Genomic DNA, 26,703 nt, shown 5'->3' with positions numbered 1-26,703 from the left:
CTGATGAAACTCGGTTTACTCAAACTCCTCACACCCATGATTGCAATTTCGGGCACAACTGCTCTTGCAATGTCGGAAGCAGACGACGCGTGCCTCGACCACTTGCGGCAGGTTGGTGGGCCAGACGGTCAATCCGGAACCATTGAAAGCTCAGAGTTCTCAGAGGCGGGTACGCTCGTAATGCTGCGAGACGCAGGCGGAACACTTTGGCGCTGCATCGCTTACGGAGATGGAAGTATCGGCGAGATGTCGGTTGTCGAAGCCATGGATGATGGTGGTGGAGCCATGGACGGTGCCGCCGGGTCTACCGGTAGCCAGCGTGTCAAATTCGATGCCGGGTCCACCGGTGTCGAACTCGTCGGCCAACTCGCGCCCGGCGCCTCTCAACAATATGTCCTTGGCGCGCAGAACGAACAGTTTCTGTATGTGCGCGTCGCGCCACGAAACGGGTCGTTAGACTACGTCATTCGCAACCCTGATGGCTCGGAGCTTCTGGAGTTGATGTCGGCGGACAAGGAATACCGGGGCCAGCTTTGGCAATCTGGTGACCATGTCGTTGAAGTTATTAACCGGGGAAATGCGCAAGTTGACTACAACGCCATATTTGGAATCGAGTAAGACCACGCGTGAGTTGCACTGGATTTTTGGATTGCTGGCGACCAGAAAGGGAGAGAAGAAATGAGAACCAATCTATCGCTGCTTGGAGGCGCAGTTTGTGCCCTTGCTTTGGCGGCATGTGACGATAACGGGGGATCAGTGGATACTGGGTCGCCAACCGTCGGCAGTTCAAGCGACCTTTCGTCTTTTGAAGGTGCGCGCGCCGGTCAGGCTGAAATGGGCATCCAAAGTCTCGGATTTGAACTCATCCGAAGCGAAGGTCTGACCTCGTACTGGTTCAACCGGAATACAGGCGCTTGCGCGCGCATTACTACATCTGAGGGTCGGTATTCAGATGTCACCATGCTTCCTTCCTCCGACTGCTGAATTTTGTCCGGATTAGTTTATAAAAGTGAAGGAGGCTGAGAAATGCACTTCGATCTTGCACACGCTGTGGTGACTGTTGCAGCTTTGATAGTCACAAACCTCGTATTGAAATCTGCCGGGGTGATCAACGAAGAAAACAAACACCAATGGAACTGGAAAGTTGTTCTGGCCTACTTCGTAGTCGTCTTTCTCATCAATCTGGTGTGGCCAATTTGAAACTTCAGGACGGGAAGCCAACCGCCCACCTTACATGGTTACCGTGAACGAGCCTCTCCGCGGGACTCCCGGCAAGAAAAGCGTGAGCATCGCTGGCTGAAAACAGAAAGGAATACGCATGCGGTTTTTGACGTCCCTCATATTCATTGGTGTTCTTGCAACCGCGGCGAATTCTGATGTGACCAGTCGAAACGGTGGCCCAAGCAACAGTCAAATGCTTTCAAAGGGTGGCGACGGAGGAGTTGATGGTGTCGCTTTTTTTCGCCCAGTCTTAAGCGGAGTATTGTATCGCTCTGGTTTCAAAGGCGGCGACAAGGACCGAACGGGCCTGAGTGAAGGACAACGCGAAACTTTGTGCGGTGAAGGGTTTTCAACCGGGTTTTATGCCGACTTTGGCAAAAACACTGAGTACGGTCGCACAAGTTGTGGAAACGGATCCTTTGACTATCAAAGTGCCAGATCCTCCCGACCCGGTGCTGTCATGGCTTCCATACACGAGGTGATTGAAAACCCTGGAAAAGGCCCTGTATTGGTGCACTGCATGTGGGGCGTTCATTCCTCGGGGGCATTGTCGGCAATGGCGCTCGTTCAGTTTTGTGGTTGGACGGAAGAAAGGGCCAAGGAATATTGGAATGATGCCCGAAACGGGGCCCCTTGTTCAGGCGGGTGCGACCAGTGGATTGACTCAAAATTCTCCAACTTCAGCGTCGACCCCAAGTTGAAAATCTCCACCGAACAACAGGCAACGATTTGCCCCAAATGATATTGGGAGGACTATCCAAATGAAGTTCATCCTTCTGGGGTCACTTGCTTTCATTGCACCCACCGTCTTGTGGGCGAACGACGATGTTCTAGGTGAAGCCACGACATTTAATAGTCCCAACGGTGTTACTGAACGCTGTATTCGGATCAATAAAGTTCCAACGGGCGAGTATAAGAAAAGCGATCTTGAGGAAGAAGCGGCCTATTGCGAGATCGATTTCTATGCCTCCGAAATTGCTATTTGCCCAAAAACCTGGAGCACCAGCCCAGGAATGGCCGTCTACGATATTTCGGAAGGACCTTACGTGGGGAACCGTTCTGAATTCGAGAGAAACGCTTGCAAGGAGGGGAAGGCGGCAAAAGATCTGGCCAAGGACAGGGTGGCTAAATTCAAGTCCACCATGAACCAAAAAGGCACCAGTGGAACGTTTTCCACGTCTTCACTGCTTTACTATCATTTCTCCAGGTATTTCGACGCAACTGTCAGAGTTCCAGTCGCTGTTTGGCGTAGCATGGACGCCCAGGCGCATTTTTCCGAGGTCGCCGAGCCTGGCCTTGCGATTTCTGGTGGATCTCATGGCGGGCGCATGAACCACGAAGGCTGGCGGGTCTTCGCAGCTGCGGACGCTGACCCGAAATCATACCAGCCAACCGACGATCTATTCACCGCGGATCTAACGCAAATTTACGGTGTACTGCTTGATAGTCCTGGGCATCGATACGGCTCGGAAATCAACGGCACTCGCAAGTCTGGTTGGGGGAAAGGCCAAAACCGTGACTTTCAGGAAACCCCCGCTTTCTTGGCTTTGCGTTCTTCAAAACCCTTGCCAGAGGCCATTGCAGAGGGCGTCGGAGAAGGTCGAAAAGACCGGATGATCAACAAGGATCTCGGCCCCGATGTCAGCGACCAACAGATGGCATTTTGGATGCAAGAACTTACCGAGATTGTTCTCCTCGATTTCATCTTTAGCCAGCAGGACCGTGTAGGAAACATAGACTTCACACCCTATTGGTATTGGGTCGAAGACGGAAAACTGAAGCAGAAGAAAGCCAGGCACCATGAGCCAAACGATGGAGACGTTCCCGCCGACGCGCTATTGATCCGTCGCAGCAATCTAAACGACAACGATGCTGGTGGGCGTGTCGAATACGCCAACTTCGCGAAATCTACTCAAATGCTGGAGAAAATTCGCCACTTATCTCCAAGCACGTACCGGCGCTTGGTTACATTGAATAGTGACCTTCAAACCCAAGGCCCGGTCTATGACTGGCTATCGCAAAGCTTTGGGTTGTCAGACAGTCAGATTGCACAGGTTGTCAAAAATACTGCGCTGGCAACGGCCATCCTCCAGAGCAATTGTTCAAATGGCGATTTGATGTTCGACTTGGATCCTGTCGCATTCTTTTTGAGAAACGACACCGAGGTAGAGGCTGTGGACTGTTATGAACCGTAGGTGTTCTGCTCTTATTGCGGTGTTCATTTGGACCGCTCTGCTCGCCTGCAAAGCGGCGGCATTGGATGTCATCGTCATATCGGATCTGAATGGAAGCTATGGTTCGGTAAGGTACGATGCCCGCGTCGACAAAGCGATTGAGCGCATAATTGAGATTGATCCAGATCTGGTTATTTCGACCGGAGATATGGTTGCGGGACAGCGCATTCCCAACTTGTCCGACAAACAGGTCAGGGATATGTGGAAGGCGTTTCACGAGGCCGTATCAGACCCTTTAGAGGCTGCCGGCATTCCATTTGCGGTCACGCCTGGGAACCATGATGCCTCCGCCTACCGTGGTTTCGAGCGTGAAAGAAAAATATACGCAGAGGAGTGGGCACCAAGAAAACCAGACGTCGACTTCTTGGTTTCGGATGACTACCCGTTCTTCTACGCGTTTGAGATGCAGGGCGTAACGTTTGCATCTTTGGATGCTACGACCTTAGGGCCGCTATCCGGTGATCAACAGGACCGACTTGTGGAACTGGGTGCAAATGGAAATCCGGTTGTCACTTTCAGTCACCTCCCACTTTGGCCCTTCGCGATCCAGCGCGAACGCGAAATCATCGGTGACCCAACACTTGAAAAAATCTATTTGGAAAGCGGTGTCGTTCTGCATCTGTCAGGCCACCATCATGCCTTCTATCCCGGTTGGAAAGACGGTGTAGCTTACGTCTCTCAAGCTTGTTTGGGAGGTGGCCCACGACGGCTAATTGGCGATAACGCCAGATCGCCTCACAGCTTCACTCATGTTACATTCCAGCCAGACGGAGAGTTTGGGATAGCAGTATACCGAGGACCTGATTTCGAAAGGTCGGTAAACTTCAAGTCGCTCCCGCAAGAGATCAGATCCCCGAATGCGGTGTTGAAACGCTTAGACCTTGTGAAATGACTAGAGGTTGAGTTTCAGTTCAACTTTTTCAGGAACCAGATCGTTTATCATCTCTTCTATCCGGGCTTCTGAAAGTCCACCCGAAGTAATGAAAAGCAATGAAACGCGAGATTTTCCAGGAACGTGGTGTTTTCTGACCAGCTTCCAGCCAGCGTCTGCCGCCATAGCTTCAATGGCGCCGCTGACATTCAACGAGTGCTCTTCGTCTGAAGCTTTGAGCGAAACTTCCACGCCCTTGTTTCGCCCTCCCAGCCAAATGAAGCACCAACACACAATCGCCACCAAAGTGGCCATCAACGGCAAGCCCAGACCGACCGCAAGACCAAGAACAGTCACGATTATCATTTCGACAGTGTCCACCGGATCATCGAGATTGGAGCGGAACCTGAGCAACGCGCCGATGCCAAAGATAACGAAACCGATCATTGAACCGTGCTGAACTACCAGAAAACCAACCGCCATGCCGATAAGCGCATATAGAAAGAAAAGCCTTGGCATAACTATGTCGCGGACGCTTCTACGGGCTTTACGTCTCACCGGATGATAGACGATCAAACCAGCCAGAAGGATCGTGACGATCACATCGAGAGTGAAGAAATACAGTTCCTGTTTGCCACGAAACTGCGTCCACCGGCGTTCGATAACGATTTCCGACCCCGAAGCCCCGGCCAGCATCGTCGCAGGGTCGACTTGTGACACCGCAGCACCTGGCAACAGCAGCATCAACAACACGGTCACAAATGTGAGGGTCGTATTCAACTTGTCTTCCTTCCTGCTCACGCCAAAGGCTTACGCTTCACCAAAGGCACATCGTGCCCTATTCAATTCAATCGCAACAGGCGGGATCAGGTAAAGAGATTACAGTGCATTCTTCGGACATCGTATCCGGACTGTGATACGAACGCTGATACAGGAATGTGGTCCAAGCGCGAGAGAATCCAATGACAGAAAACAGATTGTTTTCGTCAAAAGCTGAAATTTCACGGTGTTTCTGCAAACTTAGACGACTCGCTGTTGCGGCCAGCTTGGTTGCGGCAGCCTTCTTGCCTTGGACCGATTTTGCCTGCGCCGAAAGTGCTGAATTGGTTCTGGTCGATAAATTCAAGGTGGCAGACAAATCAGAGGGATTTTCAGAGCCTTCCGGTTTAGCAATGTCTAACGCTGGAGGCTTCTTGTGGTCTGTAAGTGATGCCGAACCTAAACTGCACCTACTCGGTGTCGACGGGGTATTAGGAAACTCTTTCAAGTTGCCAGCATTGGCAGGATCAGATTTGGAGGGTGTTGCACCTCGAAAAGATGGGTCTGTTTTGGTGCTTCAAGAAACTGACCGATCAATCCTAGTCGTTCACCCAACTGACCCCATTCAACTGACTACAATACCTCTCGCATCTCTTAAAGGTTACCCGACCGCCGCTGCATTACTCATCGACAACCCTTTGAACAAGGGCCCCGAAGGCATCGCCGTTGACCCGGAATCTGGGCGGGTCTTCGTTGGCATTGAGGGACAACCAAGGTTGTTAATGGTGTTATCGCCAGAGCTAGACGAAATTATTGAGATCATTCCTTTAGCCCGCAATGCAGGTTTTATCTCCGAGCGTGTAGATGATGATGAACTGGATTTGAGTGGCCTGGCATGGTCCCGGTCCTCGCGTTCTCTTTGGATTGTGAGTGACAAAAGCCGTCAGATCTTCGTCTACAATCCAAAATCCAAATCAGTAAAGTCTATCAGTTTGACGTTCACAGAAGATGGAAAACAAAAAGAGGTTAAACATCCCGAAGGGATCGCTCTCGATGAGACCAGAGGGCTTCTCTATATCCTGACGGACGATGCCAAGAAATCGCGGCTTTATGTTTTTGAGCAACCGGAGTTGTGAGGACTGTCCTACTAGTTCTCTACTCTAACTGGTTGAGAAGCGGGGTTGTGTAATTGAGCGCCGCCGTATGTGCGGCGTACTAAGTAATTCTGCGCTCTGTTCGATATGTTTCTTAAAAACATCACCCATCAATGTATTCGAATAGCGTCAGGTTCACATATGCGAACCACGTAATAACATCGGGCTTCAACATGCTCAATCATGCTAAGGTTGTAAAAAATGCCCGTAACCAACTCGGTTGTAATTGCGATCATTTGCACTTTTGTGGCTATTGTATCAGTGCCAAAATACAGCATTGCACAAACTTGGGACATAGCATCACAGCACTCTGTCAGCGGCGTAACGGTGTATGATACTGATGAGCTGTTAACGTTTGCCGGTCAGTTGGCCTTTAATCGGTCAGGGAGCATCACAGCGGTGGAGGTCGCATCAACGATCTCTCAGATCTACCGAGAAGACGGCTATTTCTTGGCTGAGGCCTGGCCCGGTCCCGATGGGCAGAGCATAATTGTTGATGAAGGGCGCATTCAAACCATCGAAATTGAAGGCGTAGATACTCGCACGTTCCAAACACTAGAGAAGATTTTTCAGCCCCTCACCACCTCCTATCCCATAACGCTGAAACGATTTGAGCGGGCAGTGATGCTGGCCGAGGACATACCTGACTTGGAATTGTCGACCGAACTTGATTACCCGGATCAGGCTGGTGCTCGGCTGAGAGTGTTGGGAGAACCTCTACGCAAACAAGCCGGCAGTGCGACACTCGACAACCCTCCGCGTGAGCTTGGAGAGGCGCTCAGCTTCTATATCGTACAAGAGTTTTATTCGACGCTGACCGTCGGCGATTTGCTGCGCTTTGAGGGGTCAGGCAACTACAATTGGGACAAAGACGACGAACATTCATTGTGGGGCGCTGTTACCTATCGCGCACCGTTGAACAGCAATGGCCTGTATGGTGAGATTTTCTACGGAAACATAAACGCAAAACGTGACCTCTCGGGGGATTTTGCGAGAACAGATGTTGATGGCGAGAACTTCACCGTCGCGTTGGGTTACCCAGTGATCCGCGATGTGGCCCGCTATGGGTATCTTCTGCTGGACTATCGCCTTTCCGAAGCGGACTCAGTCAGTGGCGGCGTTCCATTGTCTAGTGACGCGAGTGTCGTTGGCCTTACGTATCTTTACGGGCAAAACTATCCAAAAGGACAAGCTCTGGAAGCGGGACTAACCTTATCTTTTGGCGATAACGACAATGACACGACGGACGCGAATTTTGACGACGGAGACTCTTCGTTCTGGCATCTGCGGGGTGGCATTGGATACGAAAGCCCGCTAACGAGCTTGTCGCCCAACACAGCTTGGCGCACTGAGATTTGGGGGCAATACACCACCGACCGGCTGCCCTCGGTCGAGGAGTACTTCCTTGGTGATCGTTATGCTTTGCGTGGATATCGGTTTGACGAAGTGGATGGTGATTCCGGGATTTCCGCGATTTTCGAAGTGTCTCACTCCTACTTTCCAAGTTCCCAAAGCATTCATCGCTTAACGCCCTTTGTCTTTTTCGACGTGGGCTACATCTCGAACAATGACCCTGCGAGTTTTGAAGTTGATAGTGCGACACTGGCCTCGACAGGTCTGGGTTTGGACATTGAGTTTAAGCAAAACCTATTCCTGTCCGGATATGTAGGTGTCCCTTTGAGAGACGGCCCTTTGACCGACTCTGGCGATCCTGGCGCGTATCTTGCTCTGACAACAAGTTGGTGAGGATGTTATGAAACGGAACCGCATTGCTTTGCTCGCAGCAGCTTGTTTGTTTGCAGAACTGGCCGCTACGCAGGTCGTCGCGCAGGGAAATCATTTCGGGTGGTGCCGAGGCGTAGGGAACCCACACCAGTCGAGCCAAGGGTGCGGGCAGGCTGGTGGGCAAGGGGCAGGTAATCAAGTTACTGGCCCAACTCAGCCGGTGGCAAATCAGTTGCCGCCTAAGGGAACGCAGCAAACGCCCACGTCCGTTGCTGTTCCAGTCCTTGCGCCGGGCGCGGTCCCGAACGCAATTCCCGGTCAGGTTCCTATTGCGACACCGATAGCGGTTCCTGGTCAGGTTCCCACGCCGGTAGTAGCGCCGACCCTAACTCCGCCTCTGGCACCAAACGCGACACCAAACCGGGTTCCGACAGCTGTTCCAAATCAGGTTCCGCCATTGGCCACTGGTCCCACCGCGGTGCCGCCGCAAGTTCCGACTGCAACTCCCAATCAAGTTCCGATAGCTATCCCTGGCCAGGTTCCGCCTCAACCTACCGGCCCAACAGCGGTGCCGCCACTTGTGCCCACCGCAACACCAAATCAAATACCAGTCGCAGTTCCTGGTCAGGTCCCACCTCAACCCACGGGTCAAACCGCTGTGCCACCGCTCGTCCCGACTGCAACACCAAACCAGATTCCGGTCGCAGTGCCCGGCCGCGTTCCGCAACCCAGCGGCACTACAGCGACACCACCGCTTGTCCCAACCGCAACCCCCAATCAGGTTCCCACGGCGGTTCCTGGTCAGGTTCCACAGTTGACACCGAAACCTACGGCAACTCACGTGGCAGTCCCAGGACATCCGAATCCACAAGGCGTCGTGACAATCATGCGTCCTAAGCCGAGGCCAACAACCGGTACTGTCCAGCAACCTGGCACAACACAAGTGACCCACCATTTAACCCACCAAAGAAATGCGAAGAAACACGATCACGTCGCAGCAACACCTGGACGACATGACCCGCACGATTTACCGAGATTCCGCAACGCGGCGGCCAAGGAAGACTGGGAATGCGTTGCCAGCGGATTTGGACAGCGCCGGTATGATGCTGGGCGAGGCGTGTTGCTGAACAACGGAGCGTTGCGGCACCTCGGAAACGTGGACGCAATGGCCCGGGATGTACCTGCTCGTCATCCAAAACACTCTGGATGCATTATTTCGGTTAAACGAAAGCGGCAGTAGCGCCAGTCTGGTAAAGGTACATCTAGAAACCTTAGAGGAATTCTTCCGAGTGGGAAGCTGGTTTCCAACCAAGGTTAAGTTGAAGAATAGACATCAACCGAAGGTGTCATCTCTCAGAAGGTTAATGAGGCATACAATATGCCTTTCTGATTGCTGTTTGGGCATCCGGCTCGGATCATCGGTTGCCTCAAAAAACCGATTGGGAAATTCGCAAAAGAGCGAAACCTCTACGAGAAGGAGTCCTCCATGAGTGCTAGATTGGTACTTTTGCTTGCTGCCGTCGGCCTCGTGCCAATTGCGTTATCATACGGTCTGATGCCCGGCAGTTCGATCCCAGTTTTGCTGGGATTTCCTGTGGAAGGGACGAACCAAACCCACGTGTTCCGAGCGATTATGGGTCTTTATCTGGCAAACGCTTTGTTTTGGTTAGCGGCTGTGGCGAAACCAGATTTACAACAACCGGCGCTTTGGGTTCTTTTTTTGTTTATGTCGGGACTGGCAGTTGGACGCATGCTAAGCATTCTTATCGATGGAGTTCCAAACGGGGTACTTCTATTTTTTCTTGCGGCCGAGATAGCTTTTGCAGCTCTGGCGGCGGTTTCCCTGAGAAAAGTACAATGAAACAGGAAGTGTTAAAGTGCTGAGGTTTTTCTTTGTTCTCTCGATGATTACAACCGCGTCGGTTTCGACCTCCGGTCTGGCACAATCGTCATCTGTTCAGACTGCGGTGGACAAAAACTTTTTAGAGCTTGAGACTGCCGTTGTCGAAGCCGGAACTACTCCAATCGCATCGATAGATCACGCGCGTTTGGCCAAAGCTGAAGGCGTAGAAATGCCAGCATCACGTGTACTCATTTTCTCTGATCCAGAGATAAACACGCCCATTCTGGAAGAGAACGTACGAGCAGGTCTGGACCTTCCTTTTCGCGTTCTCTCATTCGATCAGAATGATCGCCCGCAGATCGCCTATACAGACTCTCAGTTTCTCAAAGTGCGGCATGGTCTGAATGACACCCAAGCGTTAAATACGTTTGAGAGCAAGCTGCTCGAAGTTCTGAACGGCTTGGATGCAGCACCAGCGCCAACCAGCGAATTGTTTGCCGACTATGGGGTCATCGAACTGCGATCTCAGCTCAGCGTACCAGAGGCAGTCGAACGTCTCAGGACAGCCGTAATGGGGCAGGACGATACTGTCTGGTTTGGGGAAATCGATTTTGCGACCGAAGCTTCCCAACAGGAGGTGGCGCTGCCGGATACGGTTCTCTTGCTGTTCGGCGGACCAGCACCCGGTGGCGTGGCAATGGCGGGCTTTCCGGCAATTGGTTTGGATGCCTTTTGCCAAAAACTACTGGTTTATGCGAATGAAGAGGGCGGCTCCGTAGTCATTTTCAATGACATCGCTGCCTTGGCGGAGTTGCACTACGGTTCCTCTGCCGAGCCTCATCACGGTTTGAACAAACGACTTACCTCAACATTTCGCACTGCAATTGAGTAGCCGCTGGTTGGAAGTCACAATTTTTCTGAATTGCTATATTCCGTATTTAGCTGCCCATTCTGGGCTGGGTACACTGCTCAAATTGAATTCAAAAAATGCTCTATTTCCACTAGGGCTTTAGGCCAGGCAGGATCATACTCTGGCATCGTATTGTTTGCTGTCTCAAGGCCAATAAAGCGCGCATTCTCGATGCCGGAGGCGAATATCCTACCTTGTTCTACACTGTGCATCCTGTCTCGATTAGCGTGCATGACCAGAGCCGAACAGGTGATCCGCAGAAGTAAATCGGTTACGTCGACCCCTGCGACCAGTGGTCCAATCTTGAGCCAATCCTGATGGACCTCGATTGCATCGCAATCCAGCCTTCGGCAGGTATAATGCGAATATGACAAGAGATATTGAATCTAACGCTCAGAAAATCGCTGATGCCCTGACCTCTGCCCAGCAGATACCTAAACTGTCTTCAGAGGCAGGACAGCTATCGCTGGATGACGCATATTCGATTGCTAGTCGTGTCCGCGAGATTCTGGGCAAAGAAAGAGTTGGCAGAAAAGTCGGCTTCACGAACCGCACGATTTGGCCTGTTTACGGTGTGGATCAACCCATTTGGGGAGAGGTTCACGCAGATGGGCTGTTTTCGGCTGATCAGCCTGTAAACTTGGCAAGGTATTCAGAACCGAGGATTGAACCAGAAATTGTACTGGGCCTTAAACATGCACCAACAGCTGAAATGAACAATGAGCAGTTGGCAGGTTGCGTGGAGTGGGTCGCTCCAGGATTTGAAATTGTGCAATCGATTTATCCCGGCTGGAAATTCTCGGTCGAAGATTCAATCGCAGCACAAGGATTGCACGGCTGCCTTGTTCTTGGCGACAAAATCGAGGCTACGCATGATGTTTTGACCGGCTTGGCCGAAGTGCCACTAGCATTGTTCAAGGGTGCCGAGGCCATCGAGTTCGGCAAAGGTGAAAACGCGCTCGGCGGCCCAATTGAAGTCTTGGCTCATCTAGTGTCTCTGCTCTCCGAAGCCGACCAGCTTCGGGGAGGCGAGCTGGTTACAACCGGTACTTTGACAGACGTATGGCCAGTGTCTCCGGGTGAAGAATGGTCAGCTGGTTTTGGTGGCGTGATGGAAACTGAGCTATCGGTACGATTTACATGAGGCTTTGGTAGAGTGGTGACGCCGACTGCACCAAAGAAAAGTTACTCTCAATAGCTGACCATGATGGTCTTCCACTGATTTCATCAATTCTGGGATGCAAATTACATGATGCTATCCAAATCAGATTACATGATGTTTCTCAGGCACCCCGCCTGGCTATGGATCAAGAAGCACGCCAAGCATCTGTTGCCGCCGATTGACCCCTCATTGCAGGCGCGTTTTGACGAGGGGCACGCGTTTGAGCCTTATGCTGAGGAGCTATTTGGTGATCTCGTTCGCCTCGGTTTTTCAGATTTTTCAGAATACCAAGCTCTGCCCGCGCGCACTCTGGATGCTTGGAGAGATGGTGCGAACGCCGTGGCACAGGGACGCTATGAAGATGGAACCATAACTTGCATCTCCGACATCGTGAGCCGTAATGGCGATGGGTACGTTCTGACAGAGATCAAGAGCGGGACATCTGCAAAGCCCGAACATACTTTTGATCTCGCATTCCAGCGTGTCGTGCTTGAGGCAGCCGGGTTCCCCATTGTGCGCTGCGAAGTGGCACATGTGAACCGTGATTACGTCAGAAACGGCGAAATCAATCCGCGAGAGCTTGTCAGCATCACCGACATCACTGGTGCGGTGACTGAGCAGCTCGAAAAAACACGCACGCGTATCGATCAGGCATTGAGCGTCGTTGCCAGTGGTACGATGCCTGATCCGTCCCCCGAACGCGCGCGATTAAAATCCTATGGTGAATGGTTGGACATTCGCGAAAAACTTGACCCTCCAATCGTGCAAGACAGCATCCACCGCCTTCCGTTCATGAACGCGGAAAAAGCCTCCGAACTCATCGCAGACGGGATCACAAAGATTGACGAGATCAGTGATCCATCTGTGTTGGGCAAGTCGGCGCAACGCTACTTGAGAGCAGTGGCAAACGGTGCACGCACTATCGATCATCAGGAGTTAAGCAGGTTTCTGAGCGAGATTGTCTATCCGGTTTATTATTTTGACTACGAGTCGTCTCAGAGTTTGGTGCCACCCTGGGACGGAACGCGTCCCTATCAGCAAGTGGCTTTCCAGTATTCCTTGCATGTCCAGCATGAGCCTGGAGGAGAAATTGAGCACAGGGAGTATCTCCACCAAGACGCCAGTAACCCGATGCCAGCCTTGCTGAAAAGGCTTCGTGAGGACATAGGAAACGTTGGCTCTGTAGTGGTTTGGTATGCTCCGTTCGAGAAATCGCGCAATACGGAAATGGCGGAAACTTATCCAGAGCATGCAGAGTTCCTGGAAGGCCTAAACGCCCGCGTTGTAGATCTGATGAAGCCGTTTGCGGATGAAGTGATCAACGATCCCGCGTTCAAGGGAAGCGCCTCTATCAAGGCCGTTCTTCCAGCGTTTTTGCCAGAACTTTCATACGATGATCTGGACATCAAAGAGGGGGCGAGCGCGTCTCGCCTTTGGAAGGACGTAACACTGACCAAACCGGATGATCCAGCGCGCGAGAAGGTCTATTCTGATCTTGTGGCGTATTGCACGCGCGACACCTGGGCGATGGTCGCAATTCATCGGGAATTGCTGGCGATGTGAGGTGTGCCACGAACCTCAAAACACCTGGCGGTGCTGCTCCCCCACGAGACCAGGCGATTTGCCGGAGTTACGGCGCCCCCAAGACTTAATCTTGCCAATCCAACCGATACAAGACGTGGTGAAGCGCCGACGATCTGCTGCAATGTTGAGAACTTCGAACCTGGGAACGACTGTTTGATTATGTCCAAATCCGCGTTGACTGATCTTACCAGCGATCTCTTTTTTCTGGACTGCCACAACGAGACGCTGTGCAGAAATTCCGAGTTGTCGCGCCGCTTCCGTTGCGGGCAACCACTCTCTCGATGAAGTAGACGCCAAATGACCCGGATGGAAGCCACTGAATTCTTTCTCGATCACACGAGCCACTGCGTCCTTATTCACATTTAGACCTTGCAGTTTCCAAGACGCCAAAGAGCGAACTTTTGCAAGAGGCTACACCCGATACCAGTTTTCAACGTCTCGGGTAGCTTCCTCGACTGTAAAAGTAGCCTCTACCTCTGCGACTACACACCGTACTTCATCCGAGCTTGCATTGAGTTCTAAAATACTCGCCCCCAGATCATGGGCTGACCCGGCATTTGAAAAAATCGAATCGACCCCAATTCTGATGGCGTTTCGATGTTGCAGTAGGTGCTCAAAAAACCGCACATAAATCATCTCCTCGTACGGAGAATGACTGTCCGCTTCTGAGATCAAACCCAATTCTGCGGCCTTGGTACACGTCAAACGCCAAGCCAGCTCCATTGTCGATGGAGGCGCATCTCTGGCCTCATCAGGGTGTTTTGGGTTCGCAAACGTAGACCTTCGGATGGCTTCGAGATTGGCACGCAAGCTCATTGAAGGAACAGGATAGATGAATGTGGTTTCCTCGGATGCTAAGGCTGGTTCAACCTGATCCGGCTGCGCCTGGATGAACTCGGAAAACCTGTTTCCGATGATAGGGACTTCACCGACAATCATGTCTGTGGGATCGGTGGTCTCTGCGAGCCATCGCGCCAGGGCTCTCCGGCCCCACAATCCGGCTGCCTTTCGGATCAACGGATGAGTTCCATCTGAAACATCTGGATACTTTGCGAGTATGTTTTCGGTCTGAAACGCCGCGAGTCCTGTATCCCACCGCATGATATGTACGCGTCGTCCCAACGAGACCGAAATGGATATATGCTGGCGCAACAGAAATGACTTTCCAGACGCTGGTAATCCAGTGAAGAAAACCATGCGGCAACGACGTGCAGCGTCGGCAAGGTGTTTTCCAATCTCGGTTTCCGCAAAACTGTCGATAGAAATTGCGTATCTCCTAATTTGGTGTCAGCCGCAGACCGGAGCGGCAAGCGTTCACCACCTCCAAAATTGTTACCCAAGAAATCCGGCGATTTCACAGATAAATTGTCAACCTAAATTGCCCCAAAGCCCAGGCTGAGAGCTTTCCATTGAACATAGATACTTCGGGGCTCGCAGCAAATCCATGGCGCGCCCGGCTTAGACGGCAATATCAGCTCCTAGGCGTTACCAGGATGATCCGACCAGGTAGATAAGGTTGATGAAAGACACGCTGCATTACCCATGGGGACTGGCTAGGCGATGCCTGCTATGGGTTTCAATTACTGCTCGCAGCTCAAACCGGACCTTCATTACGAGCTCTACATCCTCCGAGATGCGGAGCAAACTGCCGTTCGCTTTCATCAGCGCAATGCCTGCATCCGGTAAGCGGTATTCTCTCAGGAAGGGCTCAACTATTTGGGAAATAGCAAGGTAGCTACAAGTCTTACGCCCCAACCGTCAGGTCCACTATCTGGGCCGTCGGCCCAGTAGCGTACTCCCCCGCCTACGCTGACAAGTTGATCCCCGAGTTGGGTAACTTTGGTGACAACACCGTTGATTGGCACAGACCATTGATCGGTTTCCCAGTTGTAGGTGGACTCAGTGTTTAATGTGAACGTCCACGCGTTCGAATTTGTGTAGGAAATAAACGGCTGTAAGAACGTCTGGTTGATGTCGGTATCACCATCAATGTCCCAGATGTGATTTGTCAAGCCACCATATGTCCACTGACCCTGCTGTTTGAGTGCCACGCCGGTAACTCCAGCACCCCACTCTCCGAGACCTAAGCTGTTATCTGTCGACGTTGGCAGCAGAAAAACGGGGCCAGCCCCCCAGATCCAACCGCCCGCACTTGGTTTTTTGGGCGAAAGGAAAAAGCTTTGAACAGTATCTCCTAGCCCAGTCTCGGATCCAGAACCCGGCAAGCCACCATCTATGGAGGCAATTGGAAGAATTGTTCGGGATATGAGGTTCCAATCATCCGTAAGATCAAAGGGAACAACCGGTTGTACGTTTAATATCCAATGCGAACCATTTCTGTCGGCACCCAAATTCTGATCATAATTCAGCTGGAATGGTACACTAATGAGAGCGGCCACGGGGTTAGCAAGTTGCTTTGCTAGTTCTTCTTCCCGGGACTCTGCCCACGCAGTACCAGAAAGGGCACCAATCCCGGCAAGTATGGAGCAGCGTAGCAACCTGAGGTTCATAGGCGGTCTCCTCTTAGCTGGCCGTTTTCTCATGGGTGGCTTGCACTTGAGATCGCCAGGTTGGCAATGACGTCAATGGCCCACTCACAGTCCGCCGCCGCCGAACTGGATGACATTATCCAGCACGGTTGACTTATAGCCAAAATACTTGATCGAACATGGCTTTCAGACTGTCTCCATAAGCGTATCCGAAAGCACATCCTCGGAGAGGGCCCCCGGTGCGCCTATGGCGACAAGCCTTGTTTCGGGTTTGCGGTCACCCCATGTGCCATCCCGTGCGATGTCCATACGTTTTCCAACGACCTGAACAAGAATGCGATGATCCGGATCCTCCTCACTGAAGACAAAACCCTTGAGACGATAGACATCACCGGGAAGCTTCCGAATAGCGCTGCGGAGAGAGGATAGGCTTATGGGGTGTTCAGCTTTCATCATAGTTGTTGAGAAGCTGTCCGAGTGATCAGAGTGGTGGCAACCACAATCCGGTCCATGTTCATGATGATCGGGTATTTCTGTTTGTAGCTGTTCGGCGGCAAAGCGACCGACTGAAAGAAGTATATCCAGTGGGACGTCCGCATTGACAGCTTCGACCAAACGATAGCGACGGAAGCGAGACCCGAGCCAATCGTGCACCCTTTGAACAGCCGCCCTGTCGACAAGATCGACTTTGTTCAAAATAACCATATCTGAGAACGCGATTTGACGGAGCTTCAGTTCCATTTGTTCCGGCGCAGCAAAAAGCTGTTCCGCATCGACCAGGCACATCAGGCTGTCCAAGCGGATCATGTCCCGAAACTTCTGATCGGTAAATGTCATCGCAATTGATGACGGATCCGACACTCCGCTTGCTTCAAGGACGATGTATTCCGGTTTCTCAGGCCGGGCGAGAACGGCTTCTACCGTTTCGATCAGGTCATCTCGGATCGAGCAGCACACGCAGCCATTTGCCAAACTCATCACATCATCTTCAAGACCGACGACCAAGTCGGCGTCTACGTTTATTGATCCAAAGTCATTCACCAGAACCGCAACCCGCAACCCGTGATTGCCGGTCAGGATGCGGTTCAAAAGTGTTGTCTTACCGGCTCCGAGAAAGCCGGTAAGGATCGTTACGGGGATTGCGGAAGTCGAACCGAATTCAATCATTGTTCAATCTCTCCTCAGTCTTCATCACGCGAGCCGATTACATCCGAAACTTTGATGGTAAAGTCCTGCGGCCAGTCCCCGCCGGGTGCTCGGAAAACGTCAGTTGGGTAGTATTCGCGTGGATCGATCTCCATATCACGGTACTTCTGGTCTTGCTGATCTGCTCGGGTGAGCCTCGGATTCGGTAATGTGATTTCATCCGGAAGCTCAATACGCCCGGCCTCGGCTGCCGCAGCCAGTTCACGAAATGGTGGCACAGTACCGGATTTTCCGGGCAATGCAGCTTTCCTGTACCAGATTGCATCCTTGGTCACGTTCACAACGGCTACATCGAGACCCCATTGGAACAGACCGTCGTAGTGGGCGCGAATACCAGCCAGCATTTCAGCGTCAATGTCTTCGTCCTGGGTATAGTGTGTCACCATTCCCAAACGCGGCCTTGTGTCAGCAAAGAGCTTACCCACGGCATAGTGGGAGGTGTGATGCGTATCGATAGTGTAATTAAAGAGATCCTGTGGGATACCGTATTTGTAAGTCATCAACTGACCAATATCCTGTCCCGACATTTCGGTTACAAAGACATCAACGCCTTCGCCGTATTTCCGTGAAAGCTCATCCGGGCGTCCATCGCCGGTCCATACAAAGCTCAGACCGTTCCAATCGAGCCGATAACCAACTGCGCCGTCCTTGGCATGACTGCGCGGCCAGGACCGAACAGTCACACCTTCTTGGTCATAAACGATGCCACCTTCTTGGCGGAAATCGAACTCGTTGACCTCGATCTCATAGCCGTCCCCAATCGGGAACACATCAAAGGCCTCCAGATGCCATTTGAGCATCTGTTGCATGCCTTTGACCATACCGGCTGTGCCAAGCTCGGGTGTTCGACCTGACGGCCCATGGATGCGTAGTGGCGTGTAGCCACCCGACCAGGCACGGAAGGGGTAAATATACGGAATGTCGGCATAGTGGTCGACATGCAGGTGAGAGATGAAGATGTCGTTGATCAACTGCCCAGGCACTTGCATCGCAATGATGTTGCGGACACAACCGGACCCAAAGTCGAAGAAGAACCGTTTTCCATTCCCCAACTCCACCATGATACAAGTACCCGCCTGATCTTCGCGCGGCGGATATGGTGTTGAGCCGCAGAATGAGATGCGCATCTCATCTGGCCCCAACTCCTCACTAAGCGGAAAATAGTTCGCATTTGAACCAGTCATGTACTTCGTAGGACGGAAGTACTCTGGCAAAGAGATGCCGCCTGCGGGTCGACCACCATATGGGTTCTTGAGTGTTTCTCCAAGTGGACCGTCTCCTTCGTGGGCCTCGGCACTTCCAGCCGCAAACCCAGCTGCCCCTGTCGCAGCCGCTCCAGTTGCCAAGCCCTTAAGAACACTCCGCCGCGACGGGTCTTCAATTTGATCTGATGCCCGAACCTGTTTGTCGTCCTGGTCTTTTCTATTGTCTTCCTTGGTCATGGATTGGTCCTCAGTTGGAAGTATCTCAAAGGTTGCGCTTCAACATCCGGCGAAGCTCGTTGATGAGTTCAGATTTGATGTGGGCCCATTCGGCGCGCTCTGAGGCCGAGATCGATGCGTCTTTCGAAAACGCAGATGCTTTCTTCAGGTCTTCGATGACTTCGCCGAGTAGCGCATCCGTTCCGATACGCCCCGAAAGCACATCAGAAAGTTCTGGAATTTCTTCAATCAGGTCGACCGTCACTGGAAAAGTCCCGACACCCACTATCTATTCTCAAATCAAGATGAGTGCGGTTGACCGCAAAGGCCAAGTGAGTCACCGTGAGTTGGGGGTGAGTTGACATTGAACAAATCCAACGATTTAACAATAAATCAACATGTTGGACAGCCTTCTCCGGAACTCATCCGGGAAGCTCTGAGTCGAATCGTATCAAGCGACGGGTTTCAAGCTTCACCACGACTCACGCAATTTCTCACCTATATAGTCGAGGAATCTCTATCTGGTCGAAGCACTCAGATTAGAGGCAAAGCTATCGCTGTTGAGGTCTATGGGCGGCGCATAGATGGTACTGGTGGTCAAAACCTGGTTCGCGTTGAGGCAAGGCGGCTGCGTCGTCTTTTGCATCAGTTCTACGAAGATCACTGGGACGGCAATGGAGTTCGCATTTTTGTTGACCCCGGCGGATACAAGCCGCGGTTTTCATTCGAACCTGCAATCGAAGACCGCACATCAAGTGAACTGAAGAGCGACAATCCAGTTGGCCGTTGGCGTTCGCGGCAACTGCTGCATGCAGGACTGGGTGTTCTTGCATTGGTCGCTGTGCTTGGCATCTGGATGAGCCAGGATAGCAGGGAGGTTGTGCCAACAACTCGATCCATCGAACAAGCAGAACGTGTGGCGCTTGGTGAACAATCATTGACACGACTCCAGGCGGTCAACCTTGCGGATCAAGCCCGCGGCATGTTTTTCCCCGTTTTTGATGTCAAGCGTCAGCAAATAGCGCTGGGAATGTTCCAGCACGCTAGGGAACTCGACCCGGCTCTGTCCGACGGCTATGCCGGATCAGCGCAGGTCTTGGCGATCCTGGCAGTGTTGTCGCCGGATGAAGCACAAAGGGATGATCTCTTCAATCAAGCCTCGGAAATGTCTGGAAAAGCGCTTGAATTGTCCCCCTCTGATGCGTGGGCAAACGGCGCAAATGGTTGGGTGCTGGCTGTCAAAAACCAGCCAAACGAGGCATTGAAATACGCTAGAATGTCCGTCGAACTGGCGCCGAAGGATGGCCATATTCTCGACGTTGCAGGTATGACCGCCATCTTGGCTAACGCCCCGGAACTTGCTGCCGAGGTTAGCAACCCGGAGAGACCCAAATCAGGATCTGGTAGGTTTGGTGCGAGAAACATCTGGGGCGTTTCACAACTAATGCTCGGGAACTACGAAAGTGTTGTTGAAGCCTTTCAGGGAGCGCCAGCTGCCGGAGCGCCAGTCAGTGCGCCTTCGCTCTTATTCCAAGCCGTTGCGTATGATCAGTTGGGAAATTCAGAAGAAGCACGACGGCTCGTCGCTGAAATGCGCAGGACATGGCCTGAGTTTCCGTCCGAGTTTCTCGCCGGCAGGATTTTCCACAACGACGTCAATACGCGGAACATAATACTGGAGACGCTGAGTAGATACTGACGAAACGTATCGCGCCTATTGCCTAGAAACGAGCGTCAAAATCAATTCATATAATTCCGCTTTGAAATCACACGGCGTTGATAAAATCGGTGATTGAGCCGGACCACGCCGTCTGTCGATTGAGGATGGGCTTTGCAGATTTGCAAAGCCCGCTTTCTGCGCATCGCAGACCTTCGCGAGAATCCAAGGTTCCTTAGGGAGGCCCATTGCGGGATTGAGCAAAGCAAAGGGCCATAACCGCGACGACTAAGCCATAAACTGATTTAATTCGTCGCTAATGCGGACAAACGCGCAGCGCAAAACTATGGGCGAACTACGCAAATTTATGGGGTGCGCGAAGTGTTATGGGCAAACCTACAGAGACTTAGAAATCCAGATTCTCGACGCTCAACGCGTTTTGTTGGATGAATTCACGGCGCGGCTCTACCACGTCGCCCATCAGCTTGGTGAACAGGTCATCTGCCTCGACCATATCGTCCACCCGCACCTGCAGCAGAGTCCGTGCGTCCGGGTCCAGCGTGGTTTCCCATAGCTGGTCGGGGTTCATCTCTCCCAACCCTTTGTAGCGTTGCAGCGATAGACCCTTTTCACCCTCTTCCAGAATGGCGCGCAACAAGTCCAGCGGGCCGTGGATCATCTGGCTACGGTCGCGACGGATGAGGGTGGCGGGGGTGTTGTAGATCTCTTGTAGGCTTTGGGTAAAGCTGCCGGTTTTGCGGGCCTCGCCTGAGCGCAGCATGGGGCCGTCCAGCGTGCGGACCTCTTCAACACCGCGCAGGATACGGGCCAGACGGATGCCGTGATCCTGCGTGATCCGACCTTGCCAGCCGCGTTCGTATTCCAGCGCAATCAGGTCCAAACGGGCGGCAACTTTGTCGGCCACACCCTGCAGGTCAGCATCCACAGCACCCGGCACAAAGGCACCGGCAACGGCGGCCTGTTCCAGAATGTGGCGCGGATAATGGGTCGGGAATGCGTCCAATACGCGTTTCAATTGACGCGCCTCGTCCACGACGCGAGTCAAGTCCTGCCCGATGATCTCTTCACCCGAGCCCAGTTTCAGCACGGCCCCTTCAACGCCCTGATTGATCAAGTAGTCATCCAGAGCGGCCTGGTCTTTCAGGTAAACCTCTGATTTACCGCGTGAAACTTTATAAAGCGGCGGTTGCGCGATATAGAGGTATCCGCCTTCGATCAGTTCCGGCATCTGCCGATAGAAGAAGGTCAGCAACAGCGTCCGGATATGCGCGCCGTCAACATCCGCATCGGTCATGATGACGATCTTGTGGTAGCGCAGCTTTTCGATGTTGAACTCATCGCGGCCAATACCGGTGCCCAGCGCCATGACAAGGTTGCCGATTTCCTGCGAAGACAGCATCCGATCAAACCGCGCCCGTTCCACGTTTAGGATTTTCCCGCGCAGCGGCAATACCGCCTGCGTCAGACGATCCCGCCCGGTTTGCGCCGATCCGCCGGCCGAGTCCCCCTCGACCAGGAAAACTTCGGTCTTTGATGGGTCCTTCTCGGAGCAGTCCTTCAGCTTGCCGGCTAGGTAATTCACGTCCATCGCCGTTTTGCGGCGGGTCAGTTCGCGAGCCTTGCGCGCGGCCTCACGCGCCAGAGCAGCCTCGATGATTTTGCCGACAATGGTCTTGGCCTCGTTCGGGTTCTCTTCGAACCACTCTGCCAGCTTTTCGTTCATCAGACCTTCAACCGCTGGGCGCACCTCGGACGACACCAGCTTGTCCTTGGTCTGGGACGAGAACTTCGGATCGGGCACTTTGACGGACAACACACAGGTCAAACCTTCGCGCGCATCATCGCCAGTGAAGTTGACCTTCTCCTTTTTCGCGATCCCGCTGGATTGTGCGTAGTTATTGATTGTACGGGTCAGCGCTCCACGAAAACCGGCCACATGAGTGCCTCCATCGCGCTGGGGGATATTGTTGGTGAAGGGCAACACCGTCTCGTGATAGCTGTCATTCCACCACATCGCGATTTCGACACCGATCTCGTCGCGCTCGCCCTTGATATAGATCGGTTCAGGCATCGCAGCGGATTTCGAACGGTCGAGGTATTTGACGAATTCCTTGACGCCGCCCTCATAGAACAACTCGGTTTCCAGCCGTTCCGCAGGGCGTTCGTCGATCAAGATAATCCGCACGCCCGAGTTCAAGAACGCAAGTTCGCGCAGTCGTTTTTCCAGAGTCTCGAACGAGTACTCAAGGTTCGAGAACGTATCCGTAGAAGCCAAAAACCGGACCTCGGTTCCTGTCCGTTCACCGCACTCACCCACGACTTTAAGGTGTTCAACCGTCTCACCGCCCTCGAACCGTGCGACGTGTTCCTTGCCGTTACGCCAGACGCGCAATTCCAGCCAGTTCGACAACGCGTTCACCACCGAAACGCCAACGCCATGCAGGCCGCCCGAAACCTTGTAGGAATTGCTGTCGAACTTACCTCCGGCATGTAGCTGAGTCATGATCACTTCGGCGGCAGAAACACCTTCTTCCGGGTGAATATCGACGGGAATTCCGCGGCCGTTATCGCTGACAGATACACTGGAGTCGGCGTGAATTTTGACGGTTACATGGTCGGCGTGACCGGCCAAAGCTTCGTCAATTCCATTGTCCACGACCTCGTACACCATATGGTGCAGGCCCGAGCCATCGTCCGTGTCGCCGATATACATACCGGGGCGCTTGCGAACTGCCTCTAACCCTTTGAGAACTTTAATGGAATCTGCACCGTATTCCTGGGGTGCCTGTGCGTCGTCGGACATTCAGTCAGTACCTATATTATTTTGGTAACTTATACGTTTTCTGGTGGGGAATGTCACGCGCTCCCCCAAGATTTTGTGGTTTGGATGACCTTGATTTGCGGATCAAAGCCGATCGAGGTCGGCCGCGATATCTGCGGCAATTTCCGCTGCGTTCACATCATCCCGCTCGGCCGACAATCGCAGGCCCAGAAGGTCGGATTGATACCGCGCGGCAAGACGCTCCGGGTCATGTTCCGAACCGATCTCACCGGCTTTTTGCGCGCGTTGAAACAGGTCTGCAAAACAGGTCTTCATTGCGATCATGTGGATGCGGGCCTGACTTGCCAACTCATGTCCCCGCGCCTGCAATTCGGCATAGGTTTTGGACAACATGCAAGCCTTGGTAGGCAACACAGACGCCTCAACCACCAGTCGCGGCTGGGCCTTGAGCGCCTCTAAGGGGCCCAGATCCTGCGCCAAGGCCACCATATTGGCGACGCCATCCTGCGCATAGCGTTCCATTGCCAGCGCATAAAGCGCATCCTTTGAACCAAACGCCGCATAAAAGCTGCCTGGCTTCAACTTCAACTCACGCTCTAGGTCCTTCAACGATGTTCCGGCCCAACCGTGACGCCAGAATATATCTCGGGCCTGTGCGATCAGGGTATCTCGGTCATAGGCAGGTTTGCGGGGCATCATCTTCACCAATTCTTGAACGGTTGCTCAAATATATACTTGAGCGAACGCTCAAGAAAGGCTATTTCGGACTCAGCCGCCAGAAAAAAGGAATTCCCAAATGGCCAACTTCCCTTCACACGACCTCGAATCCGCCCCTGAAGGTTCCAAACCATTGCTGGAAAAATCTCAGGCCGCGTTTGGCCGCCTGCCCGGTTTGCACAAAGTGATGGCCGAAAGCCCCCAGCATTTGGAAGGCTATCAGGTGCTACACCATCTGTTCGTGCAGACAGATTTCGACAATGACGAAAAAACCGTCGTCTGGCAGACCATCAACGTGGAAAACGAATGCCATTACTGCGTGCCAGCGCATACCGGCATTGCCAAGATGATGAAGGTCTCGGACGAGATCACCGAGGCCCTGCGCAACGAAACCCCGCTGCCCAATGCCAAGCTTGAGGCGCTACGCACGTTCACCCTGCAAATGATGGAAACCCGGGGCAACCCGTCCGAGGAACAGCTGCAGGCCTTCTTTGATGCAGGCTACTCGCACCGCGCTGTATTGGACGTGGTGCTGGGTCTGGCGCAGAAAACCATGTCGAACTACGTCAACCACATGGCACAAACGCCGGTTGACGAGGTCATGCGTGGCTTCCTGTGGGAACGCAAAGTCAGCGAACCCGCCTAAGCGGATACGACCGAGCCCTCAAAGCCATCACTCACGATTAACATCTGGGCTCGGTCGCCCAATTCCGCAAACAGCTCAGGCCCGGTGCCCGTCATCCAGGCCTGAGCGCCCAGCGCGCAAATCTCATTATACAGCGCCGCCCGTCGCCCCGCATCCAGATGGGCAGCCACCTCATCCAGCAACACGATCGGAGGCGCGCCAACCATCCCGGCCAGCGCCCGCGCGTTTGACAGGATCAGCGACACCAACAGCGCCTTTTGCTCTCCGGTCGAGCAATCCTTGGCTGGCACACCTTTGGCCGCAAACACACCATAGAGGTCCGACCGATGCGGTCCGACCAATGTGCGCCCTGCCGCCAAATCGCGGAAACGGCTTTCATTCAAGGCCTCGCGCAAATCCTCAGCTGCCTCGGGCATCACGCCTTCGGTTTGCACCAATTCCAGATCAGCGGACGGAAACGCCGTTTCCGCCTGTTCCTGCGCCCTTTGCAGATGTTCCAACGCGGCCAGCCGCGCGGAGTGTATTCTATGGCCGGTCTCGGCCATCTGCCCTTCAAGCGCTGCATACCAATGGGCATCGCGCACCTGCTCTTTCAGCAGACGGTTGCGCTCGCGCATGGATTTTTCATAGGTCAGCGAGGCCTCGGCATGGGCGGGGTCGAAACTCAGCGCAATCCGATCCAGAAAGCGGCGCCGCCCCTCAGCCCCTTCGATCCACAGCCGGTCCATCGAGGGGATCAGCCAAACCACCCGCGCCAGTTTACCCAAATCTATCTGATTGGACGCTTTGCCATCGATCCGAACCTGCCGCGCCGCGCCACTTTCGGACCAGGTCTCGATCTCGTAATTCCGGCCCTGTGCTTGCAACAGGCCGGACAGCTTCCAGCCCAGTGCCTCAGGTCGCCGGGTCATCTCGGCCGCGCTGGCCCGGCGCATACCGCGACCGGGGGAAAACAACGACACTGCCTCAAGAATGTTGGTCTTGCCAGCCCCGTTCGGCCCATGTATCGCCACCGGCCGCCCATCCAAGGACAACCGCGCCAGCTTGTGCGACCGGAAATGCGAGACCGTAAGTTCGGTCAGGGCCAAACTCATGACCCATCCCTTTCGTTAAAAAACACCCCGCGGGGTCGATCAGACGCGCATCGGCATGACAACATAGACTGCGCTTAGATCATTGCCTTCCCGCATCAGGGTCGGATCACCGGCCGAGTTGAACAGGAACACGGCGTTTTCACGATCCACCTGGCTGGCGATCTCAAGCAGGTATTTGGCGTTGAAGCCGATCTCCAGCCGTTCGTCGCCGTAGGCCACGGCCAATTCTTCTTCGGCGGCACCACTATCGGGGGCGTTGACCGACAGAACCAGCTTGTCCGCATCCAATTGCAGTTTCACAGCGCGTGAGCGTTCCGACGAAACGGTAGCAACCCGATCCACGGCCTGCGCGAATTCAGCAGCGTCCACTTCCAGCTGACGCGTATTGCCCTGCGGAATCACGCGGGTGTAGTCGGGGAAGGTGCCGTCGATCACTTTTGAGGTCAGTGTGATATCGGGCGTTGCGAAGCGCACCTTGGTTTCGCTGACGGAGACGGCGATATCCATTTCATCATCGTCCAGCAGCTTGCGCAGCTCACCCACGGTTTTGCGCGGCACGATCACGCCCGGCATGTCTGCGGCACCATCCGGCAAATCTGCATCAATGCGAGCCAGACGGTGGCCATCGGTGGCCACACAGCGCAGCACCTTGCCGCCTTCGGACCCGTCAGCCACATGCATGTAGACACCATTCAGGTAGTACCGGGTCTCTTCGGTCGAGATGGCGAATTTCGATTTGTCGAACAACCGTCGCAACAGTGCTGCCGAAGCGGTAAAGTTCGACTGATACTCCGACGACGCCATCACCGGGAAATCCTCTTTCGGCAGCGTCGCCAGCGAGAAGTTCGACCGGCCTGCTTCGACCGTCAGACGACCCGCCGCGCTGTCAGCAGTCAGTGTCACCAGCGCCCCGTCGGGCAACTTGCGCACAATCTCATGCAGGGTTGTCGCCGCAACGGTTGTAGCACCCGCCTTTTCAACCTGCGCCGGGGCTTTGTCGACCACTTCGATATCCAGATCGGTGGCGCGAAACAGGGCTTGATCGCCTTCGGCCTCGATCAGCACGTTGGCAAGGATAGGAATAGTGTTCCGGCGCTCTACAACAGATTGGGCCTGCGAAACGGCCTTAAGAAGGGTGCCGCGTTCGATGCTGATCTTCATACCCTCAATTCCTCTGACTTGCGTGCCGAAAACAGGCGGGACTGGC

Annotated in this window: 24 protein-coding genes; 13 read left to right on the top strand and 11 right to left on the bottom strand. The window is 53.5% G+C overall.

The features are described 5' to 3' along the window. Positions 1–3 precede the first annotated feature (3 nt). The 5 genes from ACR0JB_RS14950 (at position 4) to ACR0JB_RS14930 (ending at position 4,347) form a co-directional block, all read left to right on the top strand. Entirely contained in the window at positions 4–618 is a 615-nt protein-coding gene (locus tag ACR0JB_RS14950; protein WP_480790028.1) for a hypothetical protein, read from the top strand. Positions 619–1,026: 408 nt separating this feature from the next. Then, the gene (locus tag ACR0JB_RS14945) at positions 1,027–1,200 is read left to right on the top strand and encodes a hypothetical protein (RefSeq protein WP_170399849.1); all 174 of its coding nucleotides are present in this window, start codon (positions 1,027–1,029) and stop codon (positions 1,198–1,200) included. Positions 1,201–1,318: 118 nt separating this feature from the next. Then, positions 1,319–1,963, top strand: a complete 645-nt coding sequence (locus ACR0JB_RS14940; RefSeq protein ID WP_170552483.1) for a protein-tyrosine phosphatase family protein — start codon at positions 1,319–1,321, stop codon at positions 1,961–1,963. 19 nt (positions 1,964–1,982) lie between these two features. Then, positions 1,983–3,416 carry a hypothetical protein gene (locus tag ACR0JB_RS14935; RefSeq protein WP_480790027.1) on the top strand — a complete coding sequence of 478 codons (1,434 nt, stop codon included), beginning with the start codon at positions 1,983–1,985 and terminating at the stop codon, positions 3,414–3,416. Positions 3,417–3,477: 61 nt separating this feature from the next. Then, a complete protein-coding gene (locus ACR0JB_RS14930) occupies positions 3,478–4,347 on the top strand; it encodes a metallophosphoesterase (protein ID WP_170399839.1) in 870 nt (289 codons plus the stop codon). Here ACR0JB_RS14930 and ACR0JB_RS14925 read toward each other — a convergent pair whose 3' ends face one another. Then, a complete protein-coding gene (locus ACR0JB_RS14925) occupies positions 4,348–5,106 on the bottom strand; it encodes a hypothetical protein (protein ID WP_170399836.1) in 759 nt (252 codons plus the stop codon). It abuts the gene before it with no gap. Between the two features lie 182 nt (positions 5,107–5,288). Here ACR0JB_RS14925 and ACR0JB_RS14920 point away from each other — a divergent pair, with 182 nt between their 5' ends. The 6 genes from ACR0JB_RS14920 to ACR0JB_RS14895 all read left to right on the top strand — a co-directional run bounded on the left by ACR0JB_RS14920 (position 5,289) and on the right by ACR0JB_RS14895 (position 13,442). Then, positions 5,289–6,221 carry an SdiA-regulated domain-containing protein gene (locus tag ACR0JB_RS14920; RefSeq protein ID WP_170399833.1) on the top strand — a complete coding sequence of 311 codons (933 nt, stop codon included), beginning with the start codon at positions 5,289–5,291 and terminating at the stop codon, positions 6,219–6,221. Positions 6,222–6,440: 219 nt separating this feature from the next. Beyond that, on the top strand, positions 6,441–7,985 hold the full coding sequence (locus tag ACR0JB_RS14915) for a ShlB/FhaC/HecB family hemolysin secretion/activation protein (RefSeq protein WP_170507768.1): 1,545 nt from the start codon (positions 6,441–6,443) through the stop codon (positions 7,983–7,985). A 1,465-nt stretch (positions 7,986–9,450) separates the two neighbouring features. After that, the gene (locus ACR0JB_RS14910; RefSeq protein WP_010443491.1) at positions 9,451–9,825 is read left to right on the top strand and encodes a DUF4345 domain-containing protein; all 375 of its coding nucleotides are present in this window, start codon (positions 9,451–9,453) and stop codon (positions 9,823–9,825) included. Between the two features lie 16 nt (positions 9,826–9,841). Then, the gene (locus ACR0JB_RS14905; protein ID WP_480715936.1) at positions 9,842–10,699 is read left to right on the top strand and encodes a DUF302 domain-containing protein; all 858 of its coding nucleotides are present in this window, start codon (positions 9,842–9,844) and stop codon (positions 10,697–10,699) included. Between the two features lie 385 nt (positions 10,700–11,084). Next, entirely contained in the window at positions 11,085–11,861 is a 777-nt protein-coding gene (locus ACR0JB_RS14900; RefSeq protein WP_480790026.1) for a 2-keto-4-pentenoate hydratase, read from the top strand. Between the two features lie 105 nt (positions 11,862–11,966). Continuing rightward, positions 11,967–13,442, top strand: a complete 1,476-nt coding sequence (locus ACR0JB_RS14895; RefSeq protein WP_170399553.1) for a DUF2779 domain-containing protein — start codon at positions 11,967–11,969, stop codon at positions 13,440–13,442. Between the two features lie 15 nt (positions 13,443–13,457). On the opposite strand, the gene ACR0JB_RS14890 is transcribed toward ACR0JB_RS14895, so the two are convergent. From ACR0JB_RS14890 to ACR0JB_RS14865, 6 genes are all read right to left on the bottom strand, one after another. After that, on the bottom strand, positions 13,458–13,799 hold the full coding sequence (locus ACR0JB_RS14890) for a hypothetical protein (RefSeq protein WP_170399550.1): 342 nt from the start codon (positions 13,797–13,799) through the stop codon (positions 13,458–13,460). 75 nt (positions 13,800–13,874) lie between these two features. Next, positions 13,875–14,564 carry a hypothetical protein gene (locus ACR0JB_RS14885; RefSeq protein ID WP_480790025.1) on the bottom strand — a complete coding sequence of 230 codons (690 nt, stop codon included), beginning with the start codon at positions 14,562–14,564 and terminating at the stop codon, positions 13,875–13,877. Between the two features lie 611 nt (positions 14,565–15,175). Further along, a complete protein-coding gene (locus ACR0JB_RS14880; protein ID WP_170399544.1) occupies positions 15,176–15,973 on the bottom strand; it encodes a transporter family protein in 798 nt (265 codons plus the stop codon). Positions 15,974–16,138: 165 nt separating this feature from the next. Beyond that, a complete protein-coding gene (locus ACR0JB_RS14875; RefSeq protein WP_170399540.1) occupies positions 16,139–17,119 on the bottom strand; it encodes a CobW family GTP-binding protein in 981 nt (326 codons plus the stop codon). A 14-nt stretch (positions 17,120–17,133) separates the two neighbouring features. Continuing rightward, the gene (gene gntH, locus ACR0JB_RS14870; RefSeq protein ID WP_217354401.1) at positions 17,134–18,600 is read right to left on the bottom strand and encodes a guanitoxin biosynthesis MBL fold metallo-hydrolase GntH; all 1,467 of its coding nucleotides are present in this window, start codon (positions 18,598–18,600) and stop codon (positions 17,134–17,136) included. Between the two features lie 25 nt (positions 18,601–18,625). Continuing rightward, on the bottom strand, positions 18,626–18,844 hold the full coding sequence (locus tag ACR0JB_RS14865) for a hypothetical protein (protein ID WP_170346907.1): 219 nt from the start codon (positions 18,842–18,844) through the stop codon (positions 18,626–18,628). A 99-nt stretch (positions 18,845–18,943) separates the two neighbouring features. On the opposite strand from ACR0JB_RS14865, the gene ACR0JB_RS14860 reads away from it, so the two are divergent. Continuing rightward, entirely contained in the window at positions 18,944–20,278 is a 1,335-nt protein-coding gene (locus ACR0JB_RS14860) for a tetratricopeptide repeat protein (RefSeq protein WP_170399537.1), read from the top strand. Positions 20,279–20,642: 364 nt separating this feature from the next. Here the strand turns inward: ACR0JB_RS14860 and gyrB are convergent, their stop codons facing one another. Further along, positions 20,643–23,060: a DNA topoisomerase (ATP-hydrolyzing) subunit B gene (gene gyrB / locus ACR0JB_RS14855; RefSeq protein ID WP_170399534.1), complete on the bottom strand. Its 2,418-nt coding sequence runs from the start codon at positions 23,058–23,060 to the stop codon at positions 20,643–20,645. Positions 23,061–23,162: 102 nt separating this feature from the next. Continuing rightward, positions 23,163–23,735 carry a TetR/AcrR family transcriptional regulator gene (locus ACR0JB_RS14850; RefSeq protein WP_170399531.1) on the bottom strand — a complete coding sequence of 191 codons (573 nt, stop codon included), beginning with the start codon at positions 23,733–23,735 and terminating at the stop codon, positions 23,163–23,165. Between the two features lie 100 nt (positions 23,736–23,835). On the opposite strand from ACR0JB_RS14850, the gene ACR0JB_RS14845 reads away from it, so the two are divergent. Beyond that, positions 23,836–24,402 (top strand): carboxymuconolactone decarboxylase family protein, encoded by a 567-nt coding sequence (locus ACR0JB_RS14845; RefSeq protein ID WP_170351932.1) that lies wholly within the window; start codon positions 23,836–23,838, stop codon positions 24,400–24,402. Here ACR0JB_RS14845 and recF read toward each other — a convergent pair. Together recF and dnaN are read right to left on the bottom strand one after the other, a co-directional pair. Continuing rightward, positions 24,399–25,496 carry a DNA replication/repair protein RecF gene (gene recF, locus ACR0JB_RS14840; RefSeq protein ID WP_170399528.1) on the bottom strand — a complete coding sequence of 366 codons (1,098 nt, stop codon included), beginning with the start codon at positions 25,494–25,496 and terminating at the stop codon, positions 24,399–24,401. The two genes, ACR0JB_RS14845 and recF, sit on opposite strands and share 4 nt — an antisense overlap. 39 nt (positions 25,497–25,535) lie before the next feature. Continuing rightward, positions 25,536–26,657, bottom strand: coding sequence for a DNA polymerase III subunit beta (gene dnaN, locus ACR0JB_RS14835; protein ID WP_170351930.1), 1,122 nt, complete (start codon positions 26,655–26,657; stop codon positions 25,536–25,538). Positions 26,658–26,703: the final 46 nt, after the last annotated feature.

It is taken from the genome of Ruegeria sp. BI7, from assembly GCF_056537925.1.
This window is presented reverse-complemented; position numbering and strand designations above follow the sequence as displayed.

What these genes read in the sequence shown, in the direction of transcription:
- ACR0JB_RS14950 (WP_480790028.1), top strand. Translation starts at nt 4, where the DNA reads ATGAAACTCGGTTTACTCAAACTCCTCACACCCATGATTGCAATTTCG.
- ACR0JB_RS14945 (WP_170399849.1), top strand. Translation starts at nt 1,027, where the DNA reads ATGCACTTCGATCTTGCACACGCTGTGGTGACTGTTGCAGCTTTGATA.
- ACR0JB_RS14940 (WP_170552483.1), top strand. Translation starts at nt 1,319, where the DNA reads ATGCGGTTTTTGACGTCCCTCATATTCATTGGTGTTCTTGCAACCGCG.
- ACR0JB_RS14935 (WP_480790027.1), top strand. Translation starts at nt 1,983, where the DNA reads ATGAAGTTCATCCTTCTGGGGTCACTTGCTTTCATTGCACCCACCGTC.
- ACR0JB_RS14920 (WP_170399833.1), top strand. Translation starts at nt 5,289, where the DNA reads ATGACAGAAAACAGATTGTTTTCGTCAAAAGCTGAAATTTCACGGTGT.
- ACR0JB_RS14915 (WP_170507768.1), top strand. Translation starts at nt 6,441, where the DNA reads ATGCCCGTAACCAACTCGGTTGTAATTGCGATCATTTGCACTTTTGTG.
- ACR0JB_RS14910 (WP_010443491.1), top strand. Translation starts at nt 9,451, where the DNA reads ATGAGTGCTAGATTGGTACTTTTGCTTGCTGCCGTCGGCCTCGTGCCA.
- ACR0JB_RS14900 (WP_480790026.1), top strand. Translation starts at nt 11,085, where the DNA reads ATGACAAGAGATATTGAATCTAACGCTCAGAAAATCGCTGATGCCCTG.
- ACR0JB_RS14895 (WP_170399553.1), top strand. Translation starts at nt 11,967, where the DNA reads ATGATGCTATCCAAATCAGATTACATGATGTTTCTCAGGCACCCCGCC.
- ACR0JB_RS14885 (WP_480790025.1), bottom strand. Translation starts at nt 14,564, where the DNA reads ATGCGGTGGGATACAGGACTCGCGGCGTTTCAGACCGAAAACATACTC.
- ACR0JB_RS14880 (WP_170399544.1), bottom strand. Translation starts at nt 15,973, where the DNA reads ATGAACCTCAGGTTGCTACGCTGCTCCATACTTGCCGGGATTGGTGCC.
- ACR0JB_RS14875 (WP_170399540.1), bottom strand. Translation starts at nt 17,119, where the DNA reads ATGATTGAATTCGGTTCGACTTCCGCAATCCCCGTAACGATCCTTACC.
- gntH (WP_217354401.1), bottom strand. Translation starts at nt 18,600, where the DNA reads ATGACCAAGGAAGACAATAGAAAAGACCAGGACGACAAACAGGTTCGG.
- gyrB (WP_170399534.1), bottom strand. Translation starts at nt 23,060, where the DNA reads ATGTCCGACGACGCACAGGCACCCCAGGAATACGGTGCAGATTCCATT.
- ACR0JB_RS14850 (WP_170399531.1), bottom strand. Translation starts at nt 23,735, where the DNA reads ATGCCCCGCAAACCTGCCTATGACCGAGATACCCTGATCGCACAGGCC.
- ACR0JB_RS14845 (WP_170351932.1), top strand. Translation starts at nt 23,836, where the DNA reads ATGGCCAACTTCCCTTCACACGACCTCGAATCCGCCCCTGAAGGTTCC.
- recF (WP_170399528.1), bottom strand. Translation starts at nt 25,496, where the DNA reads ATGAGTTTGGCCCTGACCGAACTTACGGTCTCGCATTTCCGGTCGCAC.
- dnaN (WP_170351930.1), bottom strand. Translation starts at nt 26,657, where the DNA reads ATGAAGATCAGCATCGAACGCGGCACCCTTCTTAAGGCCGTTTCGCAG.